Consider the following 26,003-nt stretch of genomic DNA (forward strand, 5'->3'; position numbering starts at 1 on the left):
CACCGTTCGTCAGAGGACCGGGTGCTTGCGGCTCACTTCTTCTTGGCCGGGGTCTGGCCGAGCTCGGCGGCAGTCACGGTCACCGGGGAGGCGCCTTCAGCCGAGTCGGCTGCTGGGGCGGCCTGCTCCAGGGTGAAGGGGCCGGTGACCTTGGCGGCCTCCGTCAGGTCCGCACGCACCGCCTCGATGGCCTCGGCGTACTCGGGCCGGTCGGCGGCAACGGCCAGCGTCACTGAGAGGATCGGCGTCTTCTGGCTCGTCTTGGCCTCCGACTTCACCTTGCGCAGTGCCGCCAGGGCGACTCCCGCACGGGCCACCAGCTCGGCGTCGGCCCCGGCGGAGGCCTCCCGCAGACCACCGGACTGCGGCCAGGCGGCCCGGTGCACCGAGCCGGTGCGGTACCAGCTCCACACCTCCTCGGTGGCGAAGGGCAGGAAGGGGGCCAACAGGCGCACAAAGGTGTCCACGGCGATCGCCAGCGTCGCCCGAGCCGAGCGGACGGCGGCCGCGTCGTGCGAACCGTCGAAGTCATTGGCCCGGTCCTTGACCAGCTCGATGTAGTCGTCGCAGAAGGTCCAGAAGAAGGACTCGGTGACCTCCAGGGCCCGGGCGTGACCGAACTCCTCGAAGGCCGCCGTGGCGGCGTCGACGACGTCGGCCAGAGCCGCCAGGACCGCACGGTCGATCGGCTCACTGACCACCGAGGCGTCCAGGCAGGGGGCGGGGGCCGCCGCCACGGTGGCCTCATCGGCGTCCCAGGGGAGCCCCATGGACAGGGCGAACTTGGAGGCGTTGAGGACCTTGATGGCCAGGCGACGGCCGATCTTGATCTGGGTCTCCTCGAAGGCCGCGTCCAGGCCCAGGCGGGCCGAGCTGGCCCAGTAGCGCACGGCATCGGAGCCGTACTGCTCCAGCAGGCCCATGGGGGTGACGACATTGCCCTTCGACTTGGACATCTTCTTGTGGTCGGAGTCCAGGATCCAGCCCGACAGGCCGGCATTCGTCCACGGCAGGGCCGCGAACTCCAGGTTCGCGCGCACCACCGTGGTGAACAGCCAGGTGCGGATGATGTCCTGCCCCTGCGGGCGCAGGTCCATCGGGTAGACCCGGCCGAAGAGATCCTCATCGCTCAGCCAGCCCGAGGCCAGCTGGGGCGAGAGGGAGGAGGTGGCCCAGGTGTCCATGATGTCGAGCTCACCGACGAAACCACCGGGCTCGCCACGCTGGTCCTCGGTGTAGCCGGCCGGGACGTCGGAGGAGGGATCCACGGGCAGCTCGGACTCGGCCGGTGTCAGGATCGCGTCGTAGTCGACCTCGCCGTCGGCCCCGACCTGGTACCACAGCGGGAAGGGGACGCCGAAGAAGCGCTGGCGTGAGACCAGCCAGTCGTTGTTGAGGCCGCGCACCCAGTTCTCGTAGCGTACGCGCATGAAGTCGGGGTGGAACTCCAGCTGGCGGCCGCGCTCAAGCAGCTCCTCGCGCAGGTCCGCACCGGAGGCCGGGTTCGTCCACTCCTTGCCGCCGTTGCGGATGTACCACTGGCGGGAGGTGACGATCTCCAGGGGCTTGTCGCCCTTCTCGAAGAAGTTGGTCTGACGCACCGTCTTGACGGGCTCGCCGCGCATCTCACCGGTCTGCGCCAGGCGCGCCACGAGGGCCTCGCGGGCCGAGAAGGTGGTCTTGCCGGCCATGGCCTCATACATCTCGCGGCCGGCCGGGGAGGTGATCCACTCGGGGGTCTCGGTTTCGATGCGCCCGTCCTTGCGCAGGATCGCACGCAGCGGCAGCTGCAGGTCGCGCCACCAGTCGATGTCCGTGGTGTCACCGAAGGTGCAGCACATGGCGATGCCGGCGCCCTTGTCCTTCTCCGCGGCCGGGTGAGGCAGGACCGGCACCTCGACGCCGAAGACGGGGGAGGACACGGTGGTGCCGAACAGGGGCTGGTAGCGCTCGTCGTCGGGGTGGGCCACCAGGGCCACGCACGCAGGCAGCAGCTCGGGACGGGTGGTCTCGATGCACACGTCGACGCCGTTCTCCACCGGGGCGCCGGCGGCCTCTGCCTTGGCGGCGGCGGCCTCATCGACGATGTGGAAGGCCAGGCGGTGGTAGAAGCCGGGGTACTCGCGCGACTCCAGCTCGGCCTGAGCCACCGCCGTCTGGAAGGTGACGTCCCACAGACCCGGCGCCGCCGCCTGGTAGGCCTCCCCGCGCTCAAGGTTGTGCAGGAAGGCGGTCTGGGCGACCTTGCGGGCCCGCTCGCCAATGGTCTGGTAGGTGTGCGACCAGTCCACACTCAGGCCGAGCCTGCGCCACAGGGCCTCGAACTGCTTCTCGTCCTCCACCGTGAGGCGCTCGCACAGCTCGACGAAGTTGCGACGCGAGACCGGCACCTGGTCACGGGCCTTGATCGACTTACCCTCCCCGCCGGTGTGCGGAGGAGTGAAGTCCGGGTCGTAGGGCAGGGAGGGGTCGCAGCGCACCCCGAAGTAGTTCTGGACGCGGCGCTCAGTGGGCAGGCCGTTGTCGTCCCAGCCCATGGGGTAGAACACCGCCTTACCACGCATGCGCTGGAAGCGAGCCACGGTGTCGGTGTGGGTGTAGGAGAAGACGTGCCCCACGTGCAGGGAGCCGGAGACCGTCGGTGGCGGAGTGTCGATGGAGAAGACCTCGGCGCGCTCGGCGCTGCGGTCGAAGGCGTAGGTCCCCTCGGACTCCCAGCGCTCGCCCCAGGTGGTCTCCAGGCCGTCGGTCGACACCTTGGCCGGCACTCGCGGGCTGTGGGGCTCGGAGGGCAGCAGACGGCTGGATGACGACGGGGGAGCGGAGTGGCTCGTGGGGATCTCAGACATGGGTCGATTCTGTCACGGCGCTGCCCGGGGCCTCGACCGGCTGCGGTGTGAGGTCGGTGGGCGTCGGCGCCGCCCCACCTGCCACATGGATATGGATTCGGGTTACGAGACGGGTGCAAATTGGTACGCTTGTACCAACACGGATCGAGGGGGACCGCAGCGGCCCCGGGTGGCAGTCGAGGAGGACGCGCATGGATGAGGAACCGGTGGAGCACAAGGATCCGGTGGCGCAGACGCTGACGGGCGCCTCCCGGGACCAGTCTGTGCAGGCCGGCAGCCAGTCCGGAGGGGACGTCACCGAGCGCCTGCGGGAGCTCAGCGAGCACGCCGGCGTGCTCAGCCGTAAGAACACCCACCTGGCCAACGCCCTCAGGGCGGCGCGCCAGGAGCTGGCGGTCCTGCACGAGGACGTCAAGGCCCTCCAGCTCCCGCCCCTGGCGCACGCCACCGTCCTGGCCGTGGACGCAGGCGCGCGCACCGCCGACGTCTCCATCGCCGGGCGGCGCCACCGGGTGGGCGTGGGGCCCGCCGTCGTGTCCTCCTCCCTCCACCCGGGTGACGACGTCGTCCTCAACGAGCATCTCGTCATCACCGCCACCTGCCCCTCACCGCGCTTCGGGGAGGTCGTCACCGTCAAGGAGACCTACGACGACGGCACCGTCCTGGTCCTGGCCCGCCACGACGAGGAGCAGGTCCTCAGCCTCTCGGATACCCTGAGCGACCACCGCCCCCGGGTCGGCGACGCCCTCGTGGCCGACCTGGCCGTGCGCATGGCACTGCGTCCCGTGGTGCGCTCCGAGGTCGAGGAGCTCGTCCTGGAGGAGGTGCCCGACGTCGGATACGGCGACATCGGGGGACTGGGTGAACAGATCGAGCTCATCCGCGACGCCGTCGAGCTGCCCTTCCTCCACCCCGACCTCTACCGCGAGCACCGGCTCACCCCGCCGCGCGGAGTGCTGCTCTACGGGCCGCCCGGATGCGGCAAGACCCTTATCGCCAAGGCGGTCGCCGCCTCCCTGGGGGCCGGCGGGCGCGGCGAGGCCTACTTCCTCAACATCAAGGGCCCCCAGTTGCTGGACAAGTACGTGGGGGAGACCGAGCGGCGCATCCGCGTCATCTTCGCCCGCGCCCGGGAGAAGGCGGCCACCGGCGTGCCCGTCGTCGTCTTCTTCGACGAGATGGACTCCCTGTTCCGCACCCGCGGATCCGGACGCTCCTCCGACGTGGAGACCACCGTCGTCCCGCAGATGCTCGCCGAGATCGACGGCGTCGACGAGCTCGACAACGTCGTGGTCATCGGTGCCACCAACCGCGAGGACATGATCGACCCGGCCATCCTGCGGCCGGGCCGCCTGGACGTCAAGATCCGCATCGGCCGGCCGGACCGGCGCGGCGCCGCCGAGATTCTGGCGACATACCTGGCCCCCGACCTCCCCATCAGCGAGGAGCTCCTGGCCGCGCACGGTGACGCGCAGGGCGCGGTGGACGCCCTCATCGAGCAGGTGATCGATGCCCTCTACACCCGCCGCCGCGCCACCGAGATGGTCGAACTCACCCGCGCCGACGGGGAGATCGAGATCCTCCACGTCGCCGACCTCGTCAGCGGTGCCATGCTCGCCAACATCGTCGACCGCGCCAAGAAGGCAGCCGTCAAGGACCTGGTCACCAAGGGCAGGCGCGGCCTGACGTCCGAGCACCTGCGCCGTGCCGTCATCGAGGAGATCCTGGAGAACGAGGGCCTGCCCGCCACCGTCCACCCCGACGACTGGGCCCGCGTCAGCGGGAGGCGCGGCACGCCAGTGGTCTCCATGAGCGTGCTCCAGCGCTCGCGGGAGGAGTGAGTGCCGTGGCGCCGGCGAGCACCCATCGGATCCCCGGCCGTGAGGTCACGGTCATGGGCCTGGAGACCGAGTACGGCATCCTCGGGGCCGAGCCCGAGGACGTCGTGGCCGCCTGCCTGGACGCTGAGGGTGAGGTCGGGCGCAGCCGAGGCGTGCGCTGGGACTACTCCGGCGAGTACCCCCTGCGTGATGCCCGCGGATTCGAGATGGACCGCGCAGCGGCTGACCCCTCCATGCTCACCGACATCCCCGGAGCCGCCTCCATCGAGGCCCCCGTCCCCGGGCGGGTACGTACCACCGCCGTCGTGCGCCTGACCGCCCAGGAGGAGGCCTGGCAGCGCGGCACCGCCACCTGCGTGGGCACCGGCGGGCGCCTCTACGTGGACCACGGCCACCCCGAGTACGCCACACCCGAGTGCACCGGTGCCGCGCAGGCCGTCCTGGCCGACCGGGCCGGGGACCTCCTGGTGGCCAGCGGGGCCGAGCGGCTGCGTCGCGGCGGCGTGAAGGCCCGGCTGTTCAAGAACAACGTCGACGGCAAGGGCGCCACCTACGGCACTCACGAGAACTACCTCGTGCCTCGCGCCCTCGACTTCGACGACCTCGTTCAGGCCCTGGTCCCCCTGCTCGTGGTCCGCCCGCTCCTGGTGGGCTCGGGCCGGGTCGGCACCGGCGCTGTCACCCAGGGCGCCGACTTCCAGATCAGCCAGCGGGCCGACTACCTGGAGAGGATCGTCGGCCTGGGCACCACGGTGGACCGCCCCCTGGTCAACACTCGCGACGAGCCCCACGCCGACCCCCTGCGCTGGCGCCGTCTTCACCTGGTGGCGGGCGACGCCAACTGCTTCGACACCATCGCCTGGCTCAAGCTCGGCATGACCGCCCTCGTCCTCCAAGTGCTGGCCGACGGCGTCCCCGCCGCCTGGCGCCGCCTGCGCCTGGCAGACCCCGTGGCCCAGGCCCGGGAGGTCTCCCGTGACACCCGCCTTCAAGGCACGCTGGAGCTGGACGACGGGCGGCGCCTGAGCGCCCTGGAGATCCTGGAGCACTACCTGCAGGCGGTGCGCAGCCACCTGAAGGACCACGGCCGCCCCGCGCCGGCGCCGCAAGGCGACCCCCTGCGCCCGGACCTGGCCGCGCTGGCCGACGGCGCCGACACCGATGACGCCGAGACCGGCGCGATCCTCGCCTTCTGGGAGGCCTCACTGGCCTCACTGCGCGAGCTGCAAGCACAGTGCGCCGGTGGCCACGAGCCGGGGGAGTCGCAAGGAGCGGCTGGGCACCTGGAGTGGGTCGCCAAGAAGCAGCTCCTGGACGCCACCGCCCGCCGTCATCCCGGCGCCGGCGGACACGACGTCCTCCATGCCGTCGACCTGGCCTGGTCCGAGCTCTCCCCGGCCGGGAGGGGCCTGGCCGAGCGGGTGCCAGCCGGCTTCGACGCGCGAGGCGGGCTCAGTGACGAGGTGGTGGAGACGGCCCTCGCCGAGCCTCCCACCACGACCCGGGCCTGGCTGAGAGGTAGGCTCGTGAGCGACTTCCCCGGGCAGGTGGTCGCCGCCGGTTGGCACTCCATGGTCCTGGAAACCGGTGAGAGGGCCCAGCGCCGCCTGCCCCTGACCGACCCCCTGGCCTTCACCCGCACCGCCACGGTGCCGGCCCTCAAGGACGCCGCCGATGTCGTCGAGGTCCTCTCTCGCCTCACGGGCGAGCGTCCCGGCGACCCGGGGCGAGCCACCGAAGCAGTGACCACATCAGCCACCCTGTCAGGAGAGCAGACATGAGTGAGTTCGCCCAGCCGTCCCGCAGCCGCCAGGACGACCCCGCCCCCGACGACGACCCGACCCCCGCCCCCGCCGGCCCCGCCCGGGGCCAGGGCCTGGACTCGGTGCTGGACATGATCGACGACGTCCTGGCCGTTGACGCCCAGGAGTTCGTGCGCGGCTTCGTCCAGAAGGGCGGCCAGTGAGCACCAGCGCCCCGGGGCCGCGCGTCACCGGCCTGGAGACCGAATTCGGCGTCCTGTGCGCCCCCGCGGGGCCGTCGGAGGCGGCGAAGGCGGACCTGCCGGACGTCGAGCGGGCGGCGGCGCTCATCTTCCGTCACCGGCCGGTCGGCTACCGCAGCACCAACCTCTTCCTGCCCAACGGCGGGCGCCTCTACCTCGACATCGGAGCCCACCCCGAGTACGCCACCGCCGAGTGCGTGAGCGTGCGCGACCTCGTCGCGCAGGACCAGGCCGGCCGGGCGATCCTGGCCGACATGGCCAAGCGGGCCGCCGCGGGCCTCGCCCAGGAGGGGACCGCGGTCCGCTTCCACCTCCTGGCCAACAACACCGATTCGGCCGGCCACACCTACGGCTGCCACGAGAGCTATTCGGTGCCCCGAAGCCTGCTCGACCCCACCGACGACGCATCGGCCGCCAGCAGTGAGACCACCATGGCGGTCCTCACCTCCTTCCTGGCCACGCGTCCCGTCCTGGTCGGCTCCGGGCGCCCACTGGCAGGCGGCCCGACGGAGCCGAACGACGGCAGCCGCGGTGCGGGGGAGGAGGCCGCCTGGGGCCTGTCGCCGCGCGCCCCCCACCTGCAGGCCCTGACCTCGGCCGACACCACCGGGCAGCGCGCCCTGGTCAACACCCGCGACGAGCCCCACGCCGACGCCACCCGCCTGCGGCGCCTGCACGTCACCTGCGCCGACACCACCATGGCCGAGCCGACAACGGGCCTGCGCAGCGCCGTGACCCTGCTGCTCCTGGACGCCCTTGAGGCCGGCTGGGACTTCACCGACCTGATCCTGGCCGACCCTCTGGTCACGCTGTCCGCACTGGGGGAGAGCCCCTGGGGGGACGTGCCCGCCACCACCGTCCAGGGCCGGTGCCTGAGCGCCGTGGACATCCAGGAGGCCTTCCTGGAGCGGCTGACCGCCTACCTGGACCAGGCCGGAGTGCCGGACTTCCTGCGCGGCGCCGAGCATCTGCTCGCCGACCTGGCGCCACGCGTCATCTCCGCGCTGCGCCACCACGACGACAGCGCCATCGACACCGAGGTCGACTGGGCCATCAAGCGTCGCCTCATGCGCGCCCAGCGTGAGCGCCACCCCCAGCTGAGCGGCCAGTCCCTAGAGACCCTGCGCTCGCGGGTGGACCTGGCCTACCACGACCTCAACGCCGAGGCCGGGCTGGTGCCGCGCCTGGTCGCCCAGGGGGCCATGGTGAACCTGTGCGAACCGGAGGAGATCGAGCGCGCCCGCCACACGCCCCCGGCCACGCGCGCCGCCCTCCGGGGTGCCTTCGTGGCGGCCTGCCTGGAGGTGGGAGCCGACTTCTCCGTCTCCTGGGAGAGCCTGCGCCTGGACTCACCGCCCACTGCGCCCGTGGACCTGCCGGACCCGCTGGAGACGGCCCACGAGGCCGCCGAGTCCCTGACCCAGCGGGTGCTGGACCTGCGCCCCGAGGACATGCACCGCATCGACCTCGTGGGACGCGGCGGCCTAGGTGCGCCGGGCTGAGACTCCTGAGGGTCTGAGCGTCGTCGCCCTTCGACGCTGCCCACCACCAGTCTCTCCCGTATTTCAACGCTGGGGCCCGGGTGATCCCCGTCAGCCCGGCGACTGGTTGACCCTTGCGAGAACTCCCGATGAGGAGTAGATACTTAGGTGTGCCTCACCAAAGCTGCGAGGTGTGCTGCCTCTCGGGGTGACACACCTGGGTGGCTCGTTCGACATGACGATCGCACCGCTCGGGTCAAGCATTTCTCTGAGCAAGTCAATAATGATAATGATTTGCAAAATGAGGTGGTGGCGGAGTAGATGTGCGGTCATCACGTCGGCGCGCTCGACATGGCGCGCCCCGGGGCTCCGGCACGAGGCCGGAGCGGTCACCGTGACCCGTGAGAACGCGCAAGGAGACAGCATGAGCACCACCAACCGCACGCCGGCCGCCACCGAGCAGGACAGGCCATCGGTTCGCACCTCGTCCCGCTCAGGCCTGGCCGACTCCGCCCTGGGAACCCGCAACCTCATGATGATCGCCGCACTGGCGGTCGTCTGCATGATCCTCATGGTCCCCCTGAACTACCTGGCCCCGGCGGCGGGAGCCTCCCGGGACGCAGTTCTTCTGGGCTGCGCGATCATGGGACTGTGGCTCGTTCCGTTCCTGCTGCCCGCCACCGTCGTTCGCCGCCCCGGCGCTGTCATGATCGCGGCCCTTCTCATGGGGATCATGAGTGTCTTCACCACTCCGACGGGGCCCGCCGCCATCGTCGGCACCCTCATCGGCGGAGTCTTCGTCGAGGCGCCCCTTGCCCTCATGCTCTACCGGAAGTGGACCTGGTGGTCCTTCCTCATCTCAGCGGCAACCTTCGGCCTGCTTAACGGCATCATGTACGTCTCCGTCATGAGTGCCTCAGCGGGAATGGCCTCGGCGAGCGCCGGCGTCATCATCGCCGTGGTCTCGGCCCTGGTCGGCGGCGGCCTCACCATCGTCCTGACCCGGCTGCTCAACCGCGCCGGCGTCGGTATCGACCACCGCGCGACCGGCCGTGCCTGAGGCAGTGCCCGCCGCACCGGCTGCTCTCGGGGCGGAGCAGCCTCAGGGAGAGCCGGCCGATCCGGCACTGGTGAGCATCGAGGGCCTGAGCGTCCACTACCTCGGACGCGAGAGCTGGGTCCTGGATGCCGTCGCCCTCACCCACCTGCGCGCTCAGGTCACCGCCGTCATCGGCCCCTCGGGCTGCGGCAAGACCACCCTCGTGCGCGCGCTGTGCGGCCTCATCCCGCACTGCCTGCCCTCGGAATACGCCGGCAGCCTGAGACTGGCCGGCACCGAGGTCGCCGACGCCACCGTCCAGACCCTGGCCCAGACCGTCGCCTACGTCGGCCAGAGCCCCGACGCCGCCGTCGTCACCCGCACCGTCCACGACGATGTCGCCTTCCCGCTGCAGAACCTGTGCCTGACCAGGTCGGAGATCACCGCGCGGGTCGAGCAGGCCCTGCGTGCGGTGGGACTCATCGAGCGCATCTGGGATGACCCCTGGACGCTTTCGGGCGGACAGCGTCAACGGCTCGCGCTCGCCGTCGCCCTGGCCATGCGCCCACAGCTCCTCGTGCTCGACGAGCCGACCAGCACCATCGATGCCACCGGCCGGGAGGAGTTCTACACCCTCATCTCCTCCCTGACCGCCTCCGGGACGGCGGTCGTCGTCATCGACCACGACCTCGACCCGGTGCTGCCCATCGTCGACCAGGTCCTGGCCCTCAACGCCGACGGGCGGACCATCGCCGTCGGCTCGCCGCGTGGGGTCTTCACGAGCCACCGCCGCGAGCTGACTGACGCCGGAGTGTGGATGCCCCGAGCCCTGCGTGAGGCCGGCAACGACCTCCCCGCGGGGATGCAGGCCTCGGAGGCGGCGCTGACCTGTGCCGAGGCCGGAATCCGGGTGCCCCGGCTCGCCGACCTGTGCGCCGAGGGCGAGGTGCGCTACCTGGAGAAACAGGCGCCCGGCTCCGCTGAGAGCTGGCAACAGGTCGAGGTCATCGACACCCGCGAGGTACTCGCCGGCCGCCCCCGGCCCGAGCCCAGAACCAGTGTCGAGCTGGTCGACCTCGAAGTGCCGGGGCGCTCCCCCCGGGTGTCCCTGCGTCTGGGTGGTGGCGAGCTCGTGGCGCTGCTCGGCCCCAACGGCGCGGGCAAGTCCTCGATCCTGTCCGCCCTGGCCGGACTCGTCCGCTCGCGGGCCGACAAGGCAACGGTCGGTGGCCAGGATGTCGGCAAGGGCAGACACCTGGTTGGATACGTCTTCCAGAATCCTGAGCACCAGTTCGTGGCCACCACCGTCGGGGCAGAGCTCGCCGTCGGAGGGACCTCGCCGGAGCGGGTCAGTGAGCTCCTCGAGCAGTTCCACCTGACCGCCCACCGGGACCACCACCCCCTGACCCTCTCGGGCGGCCAGGCCCGCAGGCTCTCAGTGGCCACCATGGTCAGCGAGGAGCGCGACGTCGTCGTCCTCGACGAGCCCACCTACGGGCAGGACTGGGACAACACCTGCGAGCTCATGGACTTCATCGACCAGCTGTGCCACCAGGGGCGCACGGTCATCATGGCCACCCACGACCTCGAGCTCGCCCTGGAGCACTGCACCCATATCGTCGCCCTGCCCGGGGCGGCCGGAACCGGAGCAGCGGACTCGCGCGCCGGTCTGCCCGAGCCCGCCCCGGTGCCGACCCGGCCCCAGCCACGGCGAGGTCTGTTCACCTCGCTCAACCCCTTCACCCTCTTCGCCTCGGTCCTGCCGGTCATGGTGATGGTCTTCGCCCTGCGCAACCATCACCTCAACCTGGGCATCCTGCTGACATCCTCGGTCCTCATCGTCGCCGCGCGCGCCTCCCTGAGACGCACTGTGGCCTCGGTGGTCGCCCCCTGGGTGGTCGCTGCGCTCATGACCTGGATCTTCAGCAGCGGGGTCCACCACCAGGAGACGGCCGCGCGCCTCTACGACCTGGGTGACGCGGTGACGGGAGGCACCGGTATCGGCGCGCTCATCGCACTGGTCCTCGTCTCGGGCGTCTCCACCGACCCCGAGGCCCTCATCCGCACTCTGACCACCACCTTCCACATGCCCTACCGCCTCGGGGCGGCGGGGACCGCGGCCATCGCCTTCATCACCCGCTTCCACGGCGACTTCGTCCTCCTGCGCACCGCCAGGGCGCTGCGCGGGGTCGGCGGCCGCTGGGGGATGTTCGCGCCCGTGGTCCGCTGGATCGGCTCCATCCTGCCGCTGATGATCCTGGCCATCCAGCACGCCGAGCGCGTCGCCCTGTCCATGGACTCACGTGCCTTCGGCGCCCACCGACGGCGCACCGAGATGACCGACGAGCCCTGGAGAGGACGCGACTGGGGAGTCGTCGTCCTGACCTGGACGCTGGCCCTCATCATCTGGAACACCCTCCGCTGAGGAGACAACCATGCCTAAGCAATCGATGCACCGGACGAGTCACCAGGAGGACGCAGACGTCACCGTCGGCGAGCTCATCCGACCGGCGCGACCGGCCATGATCGCTACCGGGCTGCTGACCACCCTCGGAGCGCTGCTGTCCATCGTCCCCTTCGAGGCCATGCGCAACCTGGCAGCCATCTGGCTGGGCGAGACCTCACCGCAGGGCTGGCGCGGCAGCCCATGGACCTGGGCGGCCATCGCCGTCGGGGCGCTCTTCGCCTCCCAGGCCCTCTACCTGGCGGGCCTGGGGATCACACACCTGGCCGAGGCCCGGCTGCGCCACCACCTGCGCAGACAAGTCATCGAGGCCATCAGCGGCCTGCCCCTGGGGCGGGTGGCGCAGATCCCGCACGGCACCATCCGCAAGATGGTCTGCGACGACACCACCTCCATCCACACCCTCGTCGCCCACGTCCCCGGGGACGCCACCAACGCCGTCGTCATGGCGGCGGCGGGGACGGCCTACCTGCTGTGGGCCGACTGGCGCCTGGCCTGCGCGCTGGTGGGGCTGTGGGTCCTCGCCCTGGGAGCGATGCTCCTGACCATGTCTGGCCTGTCGGGCATCACCGAGCGCTTCGGCGCCGCTCAGACCGCGCTGGCCGCCGCGACCGTCGAGATGCTCGAGGGCATCAAGGAGATCAAGGGCTTCCAGGCCACCGATGCCTCCCGCACGCGCTTCAGCCGGGCGCGCACCGAGTTCTCCAGCCTGTCCTACGAGTGGGTGAGCAGGTCCGGGAAGGCCATCAGCGCCATGACCGCCGTCCTGCGTCCCTCCACGGTCTTCGCCACGGTCGCGCTCCTGGCTGTCCTGTTCACCTCCCAGGGCTGGACGCCCCTGTCGGCCACCCTGCCGTTCTTCCTGGTGGCCCTCGGGCTGCCGGAGGGACTCATGACCCTCATCGGCCTCATGCAGCACATGTACGAGTCCAGGATGGCCGCCCAGGCCACCGCGGACCTGCTCTCCCTGCCACCGATGCCCGAGGGAACCCATGACGAGGGCGAGGGACTTGCGCCCGGGTGCGTCGACGTCGAGGACATCACCTTCTCCTACGAGGCCGGCTCCCCGGTCCTGCACGGCGCCTCCTTCACCGCCGAGCCCGGAACCGTCACTGCGCTCGTCGGCCCCTCCGGCGGGGGCAAGTCGACCCTGGCCCGCCTCATCGCCCGCTTCTACGACGTCGACGACGGAGCCGTGCGCATCAGCGGCGTCGACGTGCGCGAGGCGACTTTCCCCTGGCTGCTCTCGCGCGTGGCGGTCGTGCTGCAGGACGTGGCCCTGGCCCACGAGTCCGTCCACGACAACATCGCCCTGGGACGCCCCGACGCCACCCGGGAACAGGTTGAGGCAGCTGCCCGCGCGGCCTGCATCCACGAGCGCATCGCACGTCTGCCCCATGGCTACGACACGATCCTGGGTGAGGAAGGCGGGTTCCTCTCCGGAGGGGAGCGCCAGCGCGTCACTCTGGCGCGCGCCTACCTCCAGGACGCCCCCATCCTCGTCCTGGACGAGGCCACCGCCCAGGCCGATCCGGCCTCCGAGCGCGACATCCACCAGGCCCTGTCCCGGCTCGCCGCCGGGCGGACCGTCATCATCATCGCCCACCGCCTGTCTACGATCCGCGACGCAGACCAGATCCTCGTCGTCGACGCCGGACGCATCACCGAGCGCGGCACGCACGAGGAGCTGCTGGCCGCCGGCGGACGCTATGCCGCCATGTGGCGCAGTCAGGACCTGAGTGAGGAGACCGACGCCGCCGCACTGACCGCCCAGATCGACCGGCTGAGAGCCGAATCCGCCGGGCAGGAGGAGAAGTAACCATGTGGAAGCTGCTGACGCGAGTCGTCAACGCCGCCGAGATGCGCACCATCATCGCCTGGTTCGTAGCCTCCGCCGTCCTCCAGGGCCTCACCCTGGCCCTCATGATCCCCTTCCTGCGCGCCCTCTACTCCCGCTCGCAGTTCCTGACCGCCTGGCTGATCGCCGTCGTGGTCATGGCGGTGAGCGCCGCGCTGGTCGAGACCATCGCCATGCACCGCTCCTACCGGGTCAGTGTCTTCGAGGTCTGCGACACCATGATCGACCGCGTCGCCGATCACGTCCTGACCCTGCCGCTGGGCTGGTTCAGCGCCGAGCGGGAGGCCGCCGTCGTCAACGCCACCTCCAAGGAGGTCAACACCCTCTCCCACCTGGCCTCCATGGTGATCCCCAACCTGTGCAACGCCTTCATCGTCCCGCTGGTCATGCTCGGGGCCACCGCCGTCGTCGAATGGCCCCTGGCGCTCATCATGGCCGCCGCCATCGTCCCGCTGGTCCTGACGTGGCGGCTCATGGGCGCCGCGACCACTCGCGCCAACGAGATGGAGGACCGCACCTCGAGCGCCGCGGCCGGACGCCTCGTGGAGTTCGCCCGACTCCAGCCCGTGCTGCGCGCCACCGGTGCCACCAAGACGGGCTGGGCGCCGGTGCAAGCCGCCCTGGAGGCCGACTCCGCCTCCACCCTGGACGGTCTGCGGGTCAAGGGCAGGCCCGGGCAGTACTTCAACCTCATCGTCAACGTCGCCTTCGCCCTGGTCATGGCGATGGGGCTGGCACGGGTCAGTGGGCACCGGCTCGACGTCGTCGCATACCTGGCGATCATGGCCGTCACCGCGCGCACGCTCCTGCCACTGACCAAGGCCGCCATGTACGGATCCGAGGCCGACAACGCGAAGGTCGCCCTACGGGCCGTGGGGGACATTCTCGACGCGCGTCCCCTGTCCGACCCCGAGCCCGGTCAGGAGATCGAGCCTCGGGGGACCACGATCGCCCTGAACGATGTCTCCTTCTCCTACGACGCAGGCCGCCCCGTCCTGGCGGGCGTCTCCTTGAGCGCACCGCAGGGGAGAGTGACCGCCCTGGTGGGCCCGTCAGGGGCGGGCAAGTCCACGATCCTGCGCCTGGCGGCCCGGTTCTGGGACGTCGACGACGGGACCGTCACCATTGGCGGCGCACCGGTTCGCTCCATGCGCGCCTCGACGATCATGGGCATGACCTCCATGGTCTTCCAGGACGTCTACCTGTTCGACACCACGATCCGGGAGAACCTGCGCATCGCCCGGCCCGAGGCCACCGACGCCGAGCTGGCCGAGGCCGCCCGGCGCGCCCGCCTGGACCGCGTCATCGAGGCGCTGCCGCACGGGTGGGACACGCAGGTCGGTCCCGGCGGGCTGAGCCTGTCCGGTGGGGAGCGCCAGCGGGTCGCCATTGCCCGGGCCTTCGTCAAGGACGCCCCCATCCTGCTGCTCGACGAGATCACCTCGGCCCTGGACGGGGAGAACGAGTCCGCCATCACTGAGGTGGTGCGCGAGCTCTCCGAGGGGCGCACCGTCATCGTGGTGGCCCACCGCCTGTCCACCGTCCGCCAGGCCGACGAGGTCGTCTTCCTCGAGCCGACTCAGGCCGGCGCCCGTGTGGCCCAGCGCGGTACGCCCCAGGAGCTGGCTGCCGTCGCCGGCCCCTTCCGCGAGTTCATCGAGGCCTCCACGGCCTCCTCGCGCTGGCACATCCGTCAGGGGTGAAGCGGGGCCGCTTCAGGTTAGATGACATGGTGGGCAGACGCTGTTCCATACCGCTTGGTATGGAACAGCGTTTCTGTTGTTATGAGAACCCTTAGAGCGCCATGAAACCTTCTAGTAATACTCAGTGGTATGGTTGATACCAACCGGTACGGATCGATCTGGTGGTCGATCAGCTGCTCGGTTCCAGGTAGTCGAACGAAAGGAGGGGGCTTCATGGCCGACGTACTCGCCATTGAGGACCTTCACAAGCACTTCGGAAGCGGGGCGCACACGGTGAGAGCCAACGCCGGTGTCACCATGCGGGTGGGTGCCGGCGAGGTGGTCGGGCTCCTTGGGCACAACGGCGCGGGCAAGACCACGCTGGTCAACCAGGTGGTGGGGCTCTTGCGCCCGACCTCCGGGAGCATCAGGCTCGACGGGGTTGACGCCGTCGCCAACCCCGCTCTCGCCCGTCGCCTCACCAACGTCCAGGCGCAGGCCAACGTCCCCATCACGGGACTGACGCCCCTGATGGCGATCAACCTCGTGGGGCGCATGCGAGGAGGGCGTCCGCGTCAGACGCGCAGGCGCGCCGAGCAGCTCATCGAGGCTCTCGACCTGGGGGAGTGGGCGAGGACTCCCGCTCAGAAGATCTCCGGCGGTGTTGCCCGTCTGACTGCCTTCGCCATGTGCGCCGTCGTCCCCGGGCACCTAGTCATCCTCGATGAGCCCACCAATGATGTCGACCCGGTACGCCGGCGCCTGCTGTGGGACCAGATCCGCCTTCTGGCCGAGGCCGGGGCGGCGGTCCTCCTGGTGACCCACAACGTGCGGGAGGCCGAGCGGGCGGTCGACCGGCTCACCGTCCTGGACCACGGTCACGTCATCGCCGAGGGGACCCCTGCGGCACTCGTGGCCGGCCACGGATCGTCCTTCGTCCTGGAGGTCAGCCGGACTCCCGGCCGGCGGATCGAGCCGCCCGCGGGAATGAGCCTGACGCAGCACGACGCCGTGCGCGCATCCGTGGCGGTGGACTCTGACTGTACGACCCAGGCCGTGGAATGGGCCGCTCATGCCCTCAAGGACGGAGTGATCGAGCGATACGAGCTGGCACCGATCTCACTGGAGGACGTCTACGTGCACCTCACCGGGAGCACGGGTGAGGAGGTGAGCCGTCATGCCGCCTGAACCGTGTGAATCCGCGGAAGGCCGGATCCGTCCCGATGATTCGCGTCGTCCCCGTGCTGCCGCGTAAGCGCGGTGCGACTCCCGTCCCCAGAGAATCAGGAAATGAAGGAGAACATGATGTCTACTCCAACCAGTACAACTGCTGATCCGGACCAGGCCGGTGGCGCCGGCCCTCGGGTGACTCCGCTCTGGTACCAGCTCGGCCTGCTCATCCAGTGGCAGTTCCGACGCAGCCTGCCCATGCTGCCCCTGTTCATCATCGTGCAGACGCTGCTGTCCGTCTCCATGGTCCTGGGATACGGGCTCATTGCGGGCCACCCAGGCCGCGAGGCGAGTCTCTACCTGGCCGGCGGCGGCCCGGCGATCGCGCTCATCTCGCTGGGACTCATCATGACGCCCCAGTGGGTCTCCCAGTCCCGCACTGAGGGCAGCCTGGACTGGATGCGCACCCTGCCCGTCCCCAGGATCGCCTTCCTCCTGGCAGACCTCGCGATCTGGACCGCTCTTGCACTGCCCGGCCTGGTTGTGGGCGTCATCGTCGCCAACGCCCGCTTCGACGTCGACCTCGCCCCGCAGTGGTGGCTGGTGCCCGGTGCCGTACTGGTCGCCCTGACAGCGGCCTGCATCGGATACGCCATCGCCACGCTCCTGGCTCCGGCCCTGGCTCAGATCCTCTCCCAGGTGCTTGCCTTCAGCATCATGCTGTTCTCGCCCGTCAGCTTCCCCGCCGACAGGCTCCCCGACTGGGCCCAGGAAATCCACCACTGGCTGCCCTTCGAGCCCATGGCTCAGGTGGTGCGTGCCGGTTTGTTCCCGCACGACGCCACCATGCCCACCCGTTCCTGGGTCGTGCTGTGCGTGTGGTGCTCGGTGTCCGTTGCCGGAGCGTCATGGGCACTGGGAAGGCGGCCCTGAACCGGCCGAATACCACATGGTCGGAGACCGGTGGAGGGAGTGACGAACGTGGAGGGGGGAAGTGCCGTGAACCCCTTTCTGAGGGGCCTCCTCTACAGTGGGGGCATGACCGCCAGGAGCTCCGCCCGCGGGCCGAACAGTGACAGTGATGACTCCGGGGCCTCCGCCTCTCATGACCTCAGGGAGGCGACTCGTGCCCTCAACGAGGCGATTACCGCCTTCTCCCGTGCGGTGGGGGCAGCCGGTCAGGGAGCGCGCCGAAGCAGTGAGAGTGCGGTAGCGGCCTCCCTGGACCTCGCCTCCCGCAAGCTGGCCTCAGCCTCTACTGCAGTCAGTGGCGCGGCCCCGGGTCGGAGCGGCGGGCGCCGTCGGAGCGAGGAGACCAGGGCACGAATTCTTGCTGCTGCCAGGGAGGTCTTCGCTGCCAAGGGCTACGAGGGGGCGTCGGTCAGTGACATCGCCTCGGCAGCCGGATTCACCAAGGGCGCCTTCTACTCCTCCTTCCCCTCCAAGGAGGCCCTGTTCCTGGAGGTCGTCACCTGTAGTGAGGAGAGCTCGGATGAGGCCGCTCGCCAGATGGCGAGCCCCGACCAGTGGGGAGAGCAACTCCAGGAGCTTCCCATGGAGGATGTTGTCCTGCACCTGGAGACCTGGCTCTACGCGATTCGTCACGAGGACTCCCGGGACCGGCTAGCCGGCAGCTGGCGCCGCTGGCTGAGAGAGACCTCACTCATGGTGGCCCGTTCCCGTGGACGCCGTGAGCCGAACCAGCAGGATGAGGAGACGGCCTTCGGACTTCTGGCGGTGGGCATCTTCGGCCGCGTGAGCGCCGCAGCCACCACCTCGCAAGAGGTCGAACCCATCATCCAGCGCCTGTCCAAGCGGCTCCTTGAGGATGGCCGTGACTGACAAGCCTCTCCACCGAGAGCGGCATGTTTCGCGTAACGACACGAACAACGGTTGTCTTCCGCAAACAGTGCCCTTCTTGATGGAGGAAGGGTCCCGCGGTCAGGCGACCTGTTCCCGGTAGCGGAGGGCCACCAGCTCGGCGAGCGCCGGGTGGTCGCCGATGGGCGCGGCTACGACGTCGGCGCCCGTGGAGTGCAGGGCCCGGTGGAAACGCCCCTCCGCCAGCAGGTAGGTGGCCACGCCCACCCGCCTGGCACCCCGGGCCCGGGCCGTGCTCACCGCGTCACGGACGCTGGGGCGCGCAGCCGAGAGGTAGGCGGGTGTCACCTCGCGCCCCAGACGCGCCTCGAGCAGGCGAGTGATGGTCTCAACCTCCTCCAGCGCCGCCGCCTGGCGCGACCCGGCCGCGCCCAGGACGATGTGGTCGAGTCCTGCAAGCCCGCCCAGAGGCGCGGACGCCTCCCGGAGACGCTGCGCGACGGCCTCCACCAGGTGCTCCTCGACCCCCAGGTGCCTGGTGACCGTCCCCGACCCGTGTCGTTCCACTGCGGCCGGCACGTCATGGACGACGTGATAGCCGCGGGCCAGGAAGAAGGGCAGCACCACCGGATCCACCAGCCCCTCCAGGGTCGTGGCCGGGTCCGGGGACTGGAGCTCGACGTAGCCGGTGCGCACCTCCACCCCCGGCAGGATCGCGGCGACGCGCTCAGCGGTACGCGACAGGACCGAGGACGGCCCGGGCCGGCGCGAGCCGTGGGCCAGCAGGACCAGGGGACGATTGCTCATGCCGGCTCCACCACCAGAACCGTGTGCGTGTGAGGACGAGTCGGCTCGACCGGCCTCGGGGTGACGGGACCGCCGGCGGCGATCGCCTCCTCCAGGACAGCAGTCTCAGGCTCGTGGCCGCGTAGAGGATCGGCGTGGACCTCCTCAAGCACCTGCTCGGTCTCCTCTCGAATCTCTGTGGCAGCGGCGCGTGCCTTGCGGACCGCCAGGGTCAGGAAGGCCGCCCAGATCACCCCGAGCGCGCCGTACAACACGACCCCGGTTTGAGCTGAGGCCTCGGACCAGGACAGTAGCACCCGCAGGTTCGTGGCCAGGATCAGCCCGCCGACGGCGGTGCCCAGCACCGCTCCGGGCAGGCGGGAGACCAGCCAGGCGGAGATCGGTGCGGCCACGAGCCCGCCGGCCAGCAGGGTCAGGACGATCCCGAGGCTGATGCCCGCGGTGCCCAGTCCGGTGAGGAATCCGGCTGAGGCCGCCACCGTCACCAGGAACTCCGAGGCCCCCACCGAGCCGACCACGGTGCGCGGCGCTGTGCGACCACCCGTGAGCAGTGTCGTCGTCACGACCGGCCCCCAGCCGCCACCACCGGTGGCGTCAACGAAACCGCCCACCAGTCCCAGGGGAACCAGGAGCCGCCTGCCGTGCGGCGAGCGCCGGCTACCGGATCCGCTGGGCGGGCGCAGTGCGAAGCGCCCCAGGACATAGGTCCCCAGCAGTATCAGCAGGCTCGCCGTCACCGGGGTCGCCGCGCGGGTCGACAGGTGAGACAGAACCGCGGCGCCGCTGAAGGCCCCCACCGCACCGGGCAGCCCCAGCCGGACCACCAGGCGAGGATCGGTGTTGCCCAGCCTCCAGTGGGAGGCCCCCGAGGCCAGGGTCGTGCCGATCTCGGCCAGGTGCACGGAGGCCGAGGCCAGTGCCGGGCTCAGCCCGGCCAGAAGCAGCAGGGAGGAGGAGGTCATGCCGTACCCCATCCCGAGGGATCCGTCGACCAGCTGGGCGGCCAGGCCGACGAGGGCGAGAAGAACAAGCTTGCGCATCAGTGACTCCGGGACATTCAGTCTGCATGCGCCGAGGAGGACTCACGCGGCGGGACTCGCCGGCCGGGCCTCCTCGACGACTCGGTCAGCCCAGTACGGGCTCAGGGTGACGACGTCGCCGATGACGATGACCGCGGGGGCGGTCACGCCGTACCGGGCGGCGACGTCGGCCAGACATCGCAGCTCGGTGGTGGTCACGCGCTGGTCGGGGTGGTAGCCGCGCTCGATGATCGCCGCCGGTGTGGCTGGATCGCTGCCGGCCTCCAGCAGGGAGGCGACCGAGTTCCGCAGCCGGGAGACCCCCATGAGCAGGATGAGGGTGTGGTCGCGGCGCTGGGGGAGCACCCCCAGATCCGCATGAGCCGTGATGACCGAGAAGCCGCGCGACAGCCCCCGGTGGGTGACGGGGATCCCCGCCGCCGCGGGCACGGCGATGGCGCTGGTGATCCCCGGGACGACCTCGACGGCCACGTCGGCTGCACGGCAGGCGGCCGCCTCCTCCCCGCCGCGTCCGAGCACGTAGGGGTCGCCGCCCTTGAGACGGACCACCCCCTTGCCGCGGCGGGCCAGGTCGACCAGGAGTGCGTCGATCTCCTCCTGGCTCATGACGTGTCGGCCGCGACGCTTGGAGGCGTCGATGACCTCCGTGCTGGGTTCAAGGTCCTCCAGGAGGTCTCGGGGCGCCAGCGCGTCGACGACGACCACGTCCGCCCGGCCCAGCAGCTCCAGGCCTCGGGCGGTGATGAGACCGCTGCTGCCCGGGCCGCCGCCCACCAGCGCCACCCAGCCATCCGCGGAACCGTCGGGTCCATGGGGAGAGACGTCGTGCGTCATGCCTTAGCCCCTGCCTGAGGAGGCAGCCGCAACCGGTTCTCCGCGCCCTGCGCCTGCGAGCTGCACCATGCCCGCCCCGAGCGTGCCGCCCTCGTGGACGTCGATGAGGAGGAAGGCGCCGTCGGACCGGGAGACCGAGTAGTCGGCCAAGGGCACCGGCGAGGCCAGACGCAGCCGAACCAGGCCGATGTCGTTGAGCTCCAGGCGGTCAACCGGCACTGTGGTCAGGTCATCGAGGTCGAGGCGCCCCTCAATGGCGCGCACGATCGCCTGGACCGTCTGGGCGCCGTGCTTGAGCAGCACTCGCGCCCGGGGGCGCAGGGGCTCCTCGCTCAGCCAGGACACACGGGCGTCGACCTCGGTGAGCACCTGGGGCGCGTCCCCCGCCGCGGCCAGAGTGTCACCGCGGGCGACGTCGATGTCGTCGGTCAGGCGAACCGTCACCGACTGGCCCTCAACGGCCTCCTCCAGGCTGCGCTCACCCAGGTCGATGCCGGCCACGCGCGAGTGCCTGCCCGAGGGCAGCACCACCACGGGGTCGCCGACGCGCACCGTGCCCGAGGCGATCCGCCCGGCGTAGCCGCGGTAGTCGCGCAGCTCAGGCGCCGGCGCCGCCCCCTGGGGGCGGATGACCAGCTGGACCGGGAGGCGGAAGGCGCCCTCCTCGCGGGCGGTGGGCAGGGACTCCAGCAGCCCCAACAGGGTCGGCCCCTCGTAGAAGGGCGTGCTGGCCGAGGCCTCGACGATGTTGTCCCCCAGGAGCGCTGAGGTCGGCAGGACATGGATCTCGGCCACGCCCAGCTCGGCGGCCACAGCGCGGATATCGGCCTCGATGGCCGCGTAGACGTCGGCGGAGAAGTCCACCAGGTCGATCTTGTTGACCGCGACGATGACGTGCGGGACGCGCAGGAGGGCGGCGACCGCCAGGTGGCGGCGCGTCTGCTCCAGGACCCCGTTGCGGGCGTCCACCAGCAGCACGACGACGTCGGCCGTGGAGCAGCCGGTGACCGTGTTGCGGGTGTACTGCACGTGCCCGGGGCAGTCGGCCAGGATGAAGGAGCGCTGCGGGGTGGCGAAGTAGCGGTAGGCGACGTCGATCGTGATGCCCTGCTCCCGCTCGGCCCGTAGCCCATCGGTCAGCAGCGCGAGGTCGGCGCTGGTCAGGCCCCGATCCAGGCTGACCTGCTCGACGGCGGCCAGCTGGTCGCGCAGCACGGACTTGGAGTCGAACAACAGGCGGCCCACGAGCGTGGACTTGCCGTCGTCAACGCTGCCGGCCGTGGCCAGCCGCAGCAGCGAGCCGGTGGCGGTGGCGCGTGCCTCGGCCTCGGCGGGGATGTCGGTGAGGGTGGGGGTGCTCATCAGAAGTAGCCCTCCTTCTTGCGGTCCTCCATGGCCGCCTCGCTCAGGCGGTCATCGGCGCGGGTGGCTCCCCGCTCGGTCAGGGTGGAGGCGGCGACCTCCAGAACGATGTCGTGGTTGGTGGCAGCCTCGGACTCGACGGCGCCGGTGCAGGACATGTCGCCCACAGTGCGGTAGCGCACGGTGCGGGTGACCACCTGCTCGCCGTCGCGCAGCCGGTTGACGCCGCCGGCCGCCAGCCACATCCCGTCACGCAGGAAGACCTCACGCTCATGGGCGTAGTAGAGGCCGGGCAGGGCGATGTCCTCACGCTCGATGTAGCGCCACACGTCCAGCTCGGTCCAGTTGCTCAAGGGGAAGACCCGCACGTGCTCACCGGGGCGGTGGCGGGGGTTGAGCAGGTTCCACAGCTCGGGGCGCTGGTTGCGCGGGTCCCACTGGCCGAACTCGTCGCGCAGGGAGACGATGCGCTCCTTGGCCCGGGCCTTCTCCTCGTCGCGGCGCCCGCCGCCGAAGACGCCGTCGAAGCCGCCCTCTTCGATGGCGTCGAGAAGCGGGATCGTCTGGAGCGGGTTGCGGGTGCCGTCGGTGCGCTCGCGCAGACGGCCGTCGTCGATGTAGTCCTGGACGCGGGCCACCACGAGCCGCAGACCGAGCTCCTCGACCGTCCGGTCGCGGTAGGCCAGCAACTCGGGGAAGTTGTGGCCGGTGTCCACGTGCAGGACGGGGAAGGGGATCGGAGCGGGCCAGAAGGCCTTGCGCGCCAGGTGCAGCATGACCACGGAGTCCTTGCCCCCGGAGAACAGCAGCACGGGGCGGCGGCACTCGGCGGCGATCTCCCGGATGACGAGGATGGCCTCGGCCTCCAGGACGTCAAGGATGTCCAGGGCCTCAGTGGTGACGGGGGCCCGGGAGAGGTCGGCCAGACCGGCCGGTTCGAGCTCCGGCGTCTGATGGGGGGTGGAGGAGGGGGCTGGGGCCGGACGGGTGTGGGTCAGGGTGATGCTCATAGGTGGATTCCGCATTCTGTCTTGGTGAATCCGGCCCAGCGGCCGGAACGGGGGTCGTCTCCGGGCTTGACTCGCGCCGTGCACGGGGCGCAGCCGATCGAGGGGTAGCCGTCGTACAGGAGGGGGTTGATGAGCACTCCGTGCTGGTCGGCGTAGCCGGTCAGCTCCTCCATGCTCCAGGCGGCCAGGGGATTGATCTTGACGATCTCGTGGGTGGCGTCCCATCCGATCAACGGTGTGTGGGTGCGGGTGGGGGCGTCCTCGCGGCGCACCCCGGTGGCCCAGGCCTCGTAGCCGCTCAGGGCCCTCGCCAGCGGCTCGACCTTGCGCAGACGGCAGCAGGCGGCCGGGTCCCGCGACCACAGATCCGGCCCGTAGCGCTCGTCCTGCTCGGCCAGGCTCAGCTCAGGAGTCACGTCGACGACGGTGACGTCCATGGTGGCGGCCACGGCGTCGCGGGTACCCACGGTCTCGGTGAAGTGGTAGCCGGTGTCCAGGAAGAGGACGTCGACGCCGGGCAGGACCCGGGAGACCACGTGCGGCAGGACGGCGTCGGCCATGGAGCAAGCCACGGCCAGCGTGTCGGGGAAGTTCTGGGCCGCCCACTGGGCGACGTCGAGAGCCGGGGCATCGTCACCGAGCTCGCGCGCACCGGCCTCGGCCAGGGCGCGCAGTTCCTCGGTGGACCGCAGCGGGGCCGAGCCGGAGCCCCGAGACCCCGAGGCGGCAGGAGCCCGGTGCGCCACGTTCAGGGATGCCTGGGCGCGGTCAGTGGTTGTGGCGCTCACTGCAGGGCCTCCTCATCGGCTCGGTGCGCCCATTGGGCGAAGGTCTCCTCAGGGAGGCGCTGATCCAGGTAGCGGCGCACCAGGCGCTCGACGTAGTCGGTCAGGCCGGAGGCGGGGACCTTCAGGCCCCGCACCGTGCGGCCCAGGCCGGCCTCGGCGCGTCCGTCGGTGGCCAGGCCGCCGCCCAGGTGCACCTGAAAGCCGGGCATCTGCTCGCCGTCGACCGTGATGATCTGGCCCTTGAGGCCGATGTCCGCGATCTGGATGCGGGCGCAGGAGTTCGGGCAGCCGTTGACGGTCAAGGTGATGCGCCGCTCCAGGTCGGTGTCGGCCAGGCGCGCGTCGAGCTCGGCCGAGACGCGCGCCGCCAACTTCTTGGTCTCCACGATCGCGAACTTGCAGAACTCCAGCCCGGTGCAGGCCAAGGTCGAGCGGGTGAAGGCGCCCGGGGTGGGATCGAGCCCCAGCTCCCGCAGACCGGCGACGGCGTCGTCGACCTTCTCGGCGGGCACGTCCAGGAGCAGCAGGTTCTGCAGCGGGGTGGTGCGCACCCGGTCCGAGCCGACCCGCTCGGCCAGGTCTGCCAGGCCCAGCAGGACATCCCCGCTCAACCTGCCGACGGGCGGCTTGGCCCCCACCCAGAAGCGGCCGTCCTTCTGCTCGTGGACGCCGATGTGGTCGGAGTCCCCGCTCGGCTCCTCAGGGGCCGGGCCGTCGGGCAGGGCACGCCCCAGGTAGTCGTCCTGGAGGACCTGGCGGAACTTCTCCGGCCCCCACTCGGCCATGAGGAACTTCAACCGGGCCTTGTTGCGCAGGCGACGGTAGCCGTAGTCGCGGAAGATGCGGATGACGGCGTACCAGACGTCCAGGGCGTCCTCAGGGGTGACGAAGGCCCCTAGCCGCTGACCCAGACGCGGGGCGGTGGACAGGGCGCCGGCCACCCACAGGTCGTAGCCGGGACCGAGCTCGGGGTGGTTGACGCCCACGAAGGAGATGTCGTTGATCTCGTGGAGGATGTCGAGGCTGGGGGAGCCGGTGATGGCCGTCTTGAACTTGCGGGGAAGATTGGCCAGCTCGGGGTCGCCCAGGTAGGTGTCCTTGATGTCACGGGCCAGCGGGGTCGGATCGATGACCTCGTCCTTGGCGATGCCGGCCACCGGGGAGACCAGGAATCCCCGAGGCGTGTCCCCACAGCCCTCAATCGTGGTCAGCCCCACTGACTCCAGGCGCCGCCACAGCTCGGGCACGTTGTCGATCTCCACCCAGTGCAGCTGGATGTTCTGGCGGTCGGTGATGTCGGCGGTGCCGCGGGCGAAGTCGTTGGAGACCGAGCCGAGCACCCGCAGCTGCTCACGGCTCAGGCTCCCACCGTCCAGGCGCACCCGCTGCATGAAGTAGCGGTCGGAGAGCTCGGAGGCGTCCAGCTGGGCGGTGCGGCCGCCGTCGATCCCCTGCTTGCGCTGGGTGTACAGACCCCACCAGCGGAAACGGCCGTTGAGGTCATCGGGTGCGATGCTCTCGTAGCCGCCGGGACCGTAGATGTTCACGATCCGGTCGCGCACCGCCAGCGGGTCCCCGTCCTGCTTGAAGGCCTCGTTGTCATTGAGCGGCTTGCGCCCGTCGAGGGCCCACTGGCCGTTGGAACGGGCCTTGCGCGGTGGGCGCAGGGTGCGGGCGGGTGGCGTGACGGTGGTGGTCATTGCTCCTCCATGACGGTGGCGTGTCATTGGCGTATGAGGAGCGTCCGGGGGCGGCCTGGTGTGCTGCTGCGTGCAGAGCCTGTAGGGCCGTTCGGTTGGCGTCAGCCGTCTCAACGGGGCCTTCCGGACGCTTCATTGCGCCGGATACCTCGTTGCGGGGGAAGTCCCCGTGGTGTCAGGCGCTGGTCAGGCCCGACAACACATGACCGCATGGGCACGCAGAAGATCAGCGGGATAGGTACCGCTGAAGAG

At 70.6% G+C, this 26,003-nt stretch carries 19 protein-coding genes; 11 read left to right on the top strand and 8 right to left on the bottom strand.

Annotation, left to right across the window (positions count from 1 at the left end):
- Positions 1-32: 32 nt before the first annotated feature.
- Positions 33-2,849, bottom strand: a complete 2,817-nt coding sequence (valS, locus tag AXE84_RS08950; RefSeq protein WP_060957625.1) for a valine--tRNA ligase — start codon at positions 2,847-2,849, stop codon at positions 33-35.
- A gap of 191 nt (positions 2,850-3,040) precedes the next feature.
- Between valS and arc the strand changes: the two genes are divergently transcribed.
- The 11 genes from arc (at position 3,041) to AXE84_RS09005 (ending at position 18,231) form a co-directional block, all read left to right on the top strand.
- Entirely contained in the window at positions 3,041-4,690 is a 1,650-nt protein-coding gene (gene arc / locus AXE84_RS08955; RefSeq protein WP_060957626.1) for a proteasome ATPase, read from the top strand.
- A 5-nt stretch (positions 4,691-4,695) separates the two neighbouring features.
- Positions 4,696-6,471 carry a proteasome accessory factor PafA2 family protein gene (locus AXE84_RS08960; protein ID WP_236750034.1) on the top strand — a complete coding sequence of 592 codons (1,776 nt, stop codon included), beginning with the start codon at positions 4,696-4,698 and terminating at the stop codon, positions 6,469-6,471.
- Positions 6,468-6,656: a ubiquitin-like protein Pup gene (locus AXE84_RS08965; RefSeq protein ID WP_003786115.1), complete on the top strand. Its 189-nt coding sequence runs from the start codon at positions 6,468-6,470 to the stop codon at positions 6,654-6,656. The genes AXE84_RS08960 and AXE84_RS08965 overlap by 4 nt, the downstream gene beginning before the upstream one ends.
- Complete coding sequence (locus AXE84_RS08970; RefSeq protein WP_060957627.1) at positions 6,653-8,197, top strand: proteasome accessory factor PafA2 family protein; 1,545 nt, start codon at positions 6,653-6,655, stop codon at positions 8,195-8,197. Before AXE84_RS08965 ends, AXE84_RS08970 begins: the two co-directional genes overlap by 4 nt.
- A 403-nt stretch (positions 8,198-8,600) precedes the next feature.
- Positions 8,601-9,236: an ECF transporter S component gene (locus tag AXE84_RS08975; protein WP_060957628.1), complete on the top strand. Its 636-nt coding sequence runs from the start codon at positions 8,601-8,603 to the stop codon at positions 9,234-9,236.
- 70 nt (positions 9,237-9,306) lie between these two features.
- The gene (locus AXE84_RS08980; RefSeq protein WP_060958222.1) at positions 9,307-11,640 is read left to right on the top strand and encodes an ATP-binding cassette domain-containing protein; all 2,334 of its coding nucleotides are present in this window, start codon (positions 9,307-9,309) and stop codon (positions 11,638-11,640) included.
- A gap of 10 nt (positions 11,641-11,650) precedes the next feature.
- Positions 11,651-13,498 carry an ABC transporter ATP-binding protein gene (locus tag AXE84_RS08985; RefSeq protein ID WP_060957629.1) on the top strand — a complete coding sequence of 616 codons (1,848 nt, stop codon included), beginning with the start codon at positions 11,651-11,653 and terminating at the stop codon, positions 13,496-13,498.
- A gap of 2 nt (positions 13,499-13,500) precedes the next feature.
- A complete protein-coding gene (locus AXE84_RS08990; RefSeq protein ID WP_060957630.1) occupies positions 13,501-15,240 on the top strand; it encodes an ABC transporter ATP-binding protein in 1,740 nt (579 codons plus the stop codon).
- Positions 15,241-15,453: 213 nt separating this feature from the next.
- On the top strand, positions 15,454-16,407 hold the full coding sequence (locus AXE84_RS08995; protein ID WP_060957631.1) for an ABC transporter ATP-binding protein: 954 nt from the start codon (positions 15,454-15,456) through the stop codon (positions 16,405-16,407).
- A 117-nt stretch (positions 16,408-16,524) separates the two neighbouring features.
- Positions 16,525-17,322 carry an ABC transporter permease gene (locus AXE84_RS09000; protein WP_060958223.1) on the top strand — a complete coding sequence of 266 codons (798 nt, stop codon included), beginning with the start codon at positions 16,525-16,527 and terminating at the stop codon, positions 17,320-17,322.
- Between the two features lie 105 nt (positions 17,323-17,427).
- On the top strand, positions 17,428-18,231 hold the full coding sequence (locus AXE84_RS09005) for a TetR/AcrR family transcriptional regulator (protein WP_060957632.1): 804 nt from the start codon (positions 17,428-17,430) through the stop codon (positions 18,229-18,231).
- A gap of 99 nt (positions 18,232-18,330) precedes the next feature.
- On the opposite strand, the gene AXE84_RS09010 is transcribed toward AXE84_RS09005, so the two are convergent.
- Genes AXE84_RS09010 through AXE84_RS09040 form a run of 7 tightly spaced genes read right to left on the bottom strand, consistent with a single transcriptional unit; the run spans position 18,331 to position 25,751 of the window.
- Positions 18,331-19,017, bottom strand: a complete 687-nt coding sequence (locus AXE84_RS09010) for a sirohydrochlorin chelatase (protein ID WP_060957633.1) — start codon at positions 19,015-19,017, stop codon at positions 18,331-18,333.
- On the bottom strand, positions 19,014-20,057 hold the full coding sequence (locus tag AXE84_RS09015; protein ID WP_060957634.1) for a sulfite exporter TauE/SafE family protein: 1,044 nt from the start codon (positions 20,055-20,057) through the stop codon (positions 19,014-19,016). Before AXE84_RS09015 ends, AXE84_RS09010 begins: the two co-directional genes overlap by 4 nt.
- 42 nt (positions 20,058-20,099) lie before the next feature.
- On the bottom strand, positions 20,100-20,891 hold the full coding sequence (gene cobA, locus AXE84_RS09020) for a uroporphyrinogen-III C-methyltransferase (RefSeq protein ID WP_060957635.1): 792 nt from the start codon (positions 20,889-20,891) through the stop codon (positions 20,100-20,102).
- Between the two features lie 3 nt (positions 20,892-20,894).
- Positions 20,895-22,253, bottom strand: a complete 1,359-nt coding sequence (locus tag AXE84_RS09025; RefSeq protein WP_060957636.1) for a sulfate adenylyltransferase subunit 1 — start codon at positions 22,251-22,253, stop codon at positions 20,895-20,897.
- Positions 22,253-23,263 (bottom strand): sulfate adenylyltransferase subunit CysD, encoded by a 1,011-nt coding sequence (cysD, locus tag AXE84_RS09030; protein WP_060957637.1) that lies wholly within the window; start codon positions 23,261-23,263, stop codon positions 22,253-22,255. Before cysD ends, AXE84_RS09025 begins: the two co-directional genes overlap by 1 nt.
- Entirely contained in the window at positions 23,260-24,051 is a 792-nt protein-coding gene (locus AXE84_RS09035) for a phosphoadenylyl-sulfate reductase (protein ID WP_081093135.1), read from the bottom strand. Before AXE84_RS09035 ends, cysD begins: the two co-directional genes overlap by 4 nt.
- On the bottom strand, positions 24,048-25,751 hold the full coding sequence (locus AXE84_RS09040) for a nitrite/sulfite reductase (protein ID WP_060957638.1): 1,704 nt from the start codon (positions 25,749-25,751) through the stop codon (positions 24,048-24,050). The genes AXE84_RS09035 and AXE84_RS09040 overlap by 4 nt, the downstream gene beginning before the upstream one ends.
- Positions 25,752-26,003: the final 252 nt, after the last annotated feature.

This window comes from Actinomyces oris (assembly GCF_001553935.1).
GTDB lineage: Bacteria > Actinomycetota > Actinomycetes > Actinomycetales > Actinomycetaceae > Actinomyces > Actinomyces oris_A.

Bases quoted from the DNA above. Each gene is read 5' to 3' on its own strand.
- valS (WP_060957625.1), bottom strand. From the start codon at position 2,849: ATGTCTGAGATCCCCACGAGCCACTCCGCTCCCCCGTCGTCATCCAGC.
- arc (WP_060957626.1), top strand. From the start codon at position 3,041: ATGGATGAGGAACCGGTGGAGCACAAGGATCCGGTGGCGCAGACGCTG.
- AXE84_RS08965 (WP_003786115.1), top strand. From the start codon at position 6,468: ATGAGTGAGTTCGCCCAGCCGTCCCGCAGCCGCCAGGACGACCCCGCC.
- AXE84_RS08975 (WP_060957628.1), top strand. From the start codon at position 8,601: ATGAGCACCACCAACCGCACGCCGGCCGCCACCGAGCAGGACAGGCCA.
- AXE84_RS08985 (WP_060957629.1), top strand. From the start codon at position 11,651: ATGCCTAAGCAATCGATGCACCGGACGAGTCACCAGGAGGACGCAGAC.
- AXE84_RS08990 (WP_060957630.1), top strand. From the start codon at position 13,501: ATGTGGAAGCTGCTGACGCGAGTCGTCAACGCCGCCGAGATGCGCACC.
- AXE84_RS08995 (WP_060957631.1), top strand. From the start codon at position 15,454: ATGGCCGACGTACTCGCCATTGAGGACCTTCACAAGCACTTCGGAAGC.
- AXE84_RS09000 (WP_060958223.1), top strand. From the start codon at position 16,525: ATGTCTACTCCAACCAGTACAACTGCTGATCCGGACCAGGCCGGTGGC.
- AXE84_RS09005 (WP_060957632.1), top strand. From the start codon at position 17,428: ATGACCGCCAGGAGCTCCGCCCGCGGGCCGAACAGTGACAGTGATGAC.
- AXE84_RS09010 (WP_060957633.1), bottom strand. From the start codon at position 19,017: ATGAGCAATCGTCCCCTGGTCCTGCTGGCCCACGGCTCGCGCCGGCCC.
- AXE84_RS09015 (WP_060957634.1), bottom strand. From the start codon at position 20,057: ATGCGCAAGCTTGTTCTTCTCGCCCTCGTCGGCCTGGCCGCCCAGCTG.
- cobA (WP_060957635.1), bottom strand. From the start codon at position 20,891: ATGACGCACGACGTCTCTCCCCATGGACCCGACGGTTCCGCGGATGGC.
- AXE84_RS09025 (WP_060957636.1), bottom strand. From the start codon at position 22,253: ATGAGCACCCCCACCCTCACCGACATCCCCGCCGAGGCCGAGGCACGC.
- cysD (WP_060957637.1), bottom strand. From the start codon at position 23,263: ATGAGCATCACCCTGACCCACACCCGTCCGGCCCCAGCCCCCTCCTCC.
- AXE84_RS09040 (WP_060957638.1), bottom strand. From the start codon at position 25,751: ATGACCACCACCGTCACGCCACCCGCCCGCACCCTGCGCCCACCGCGC.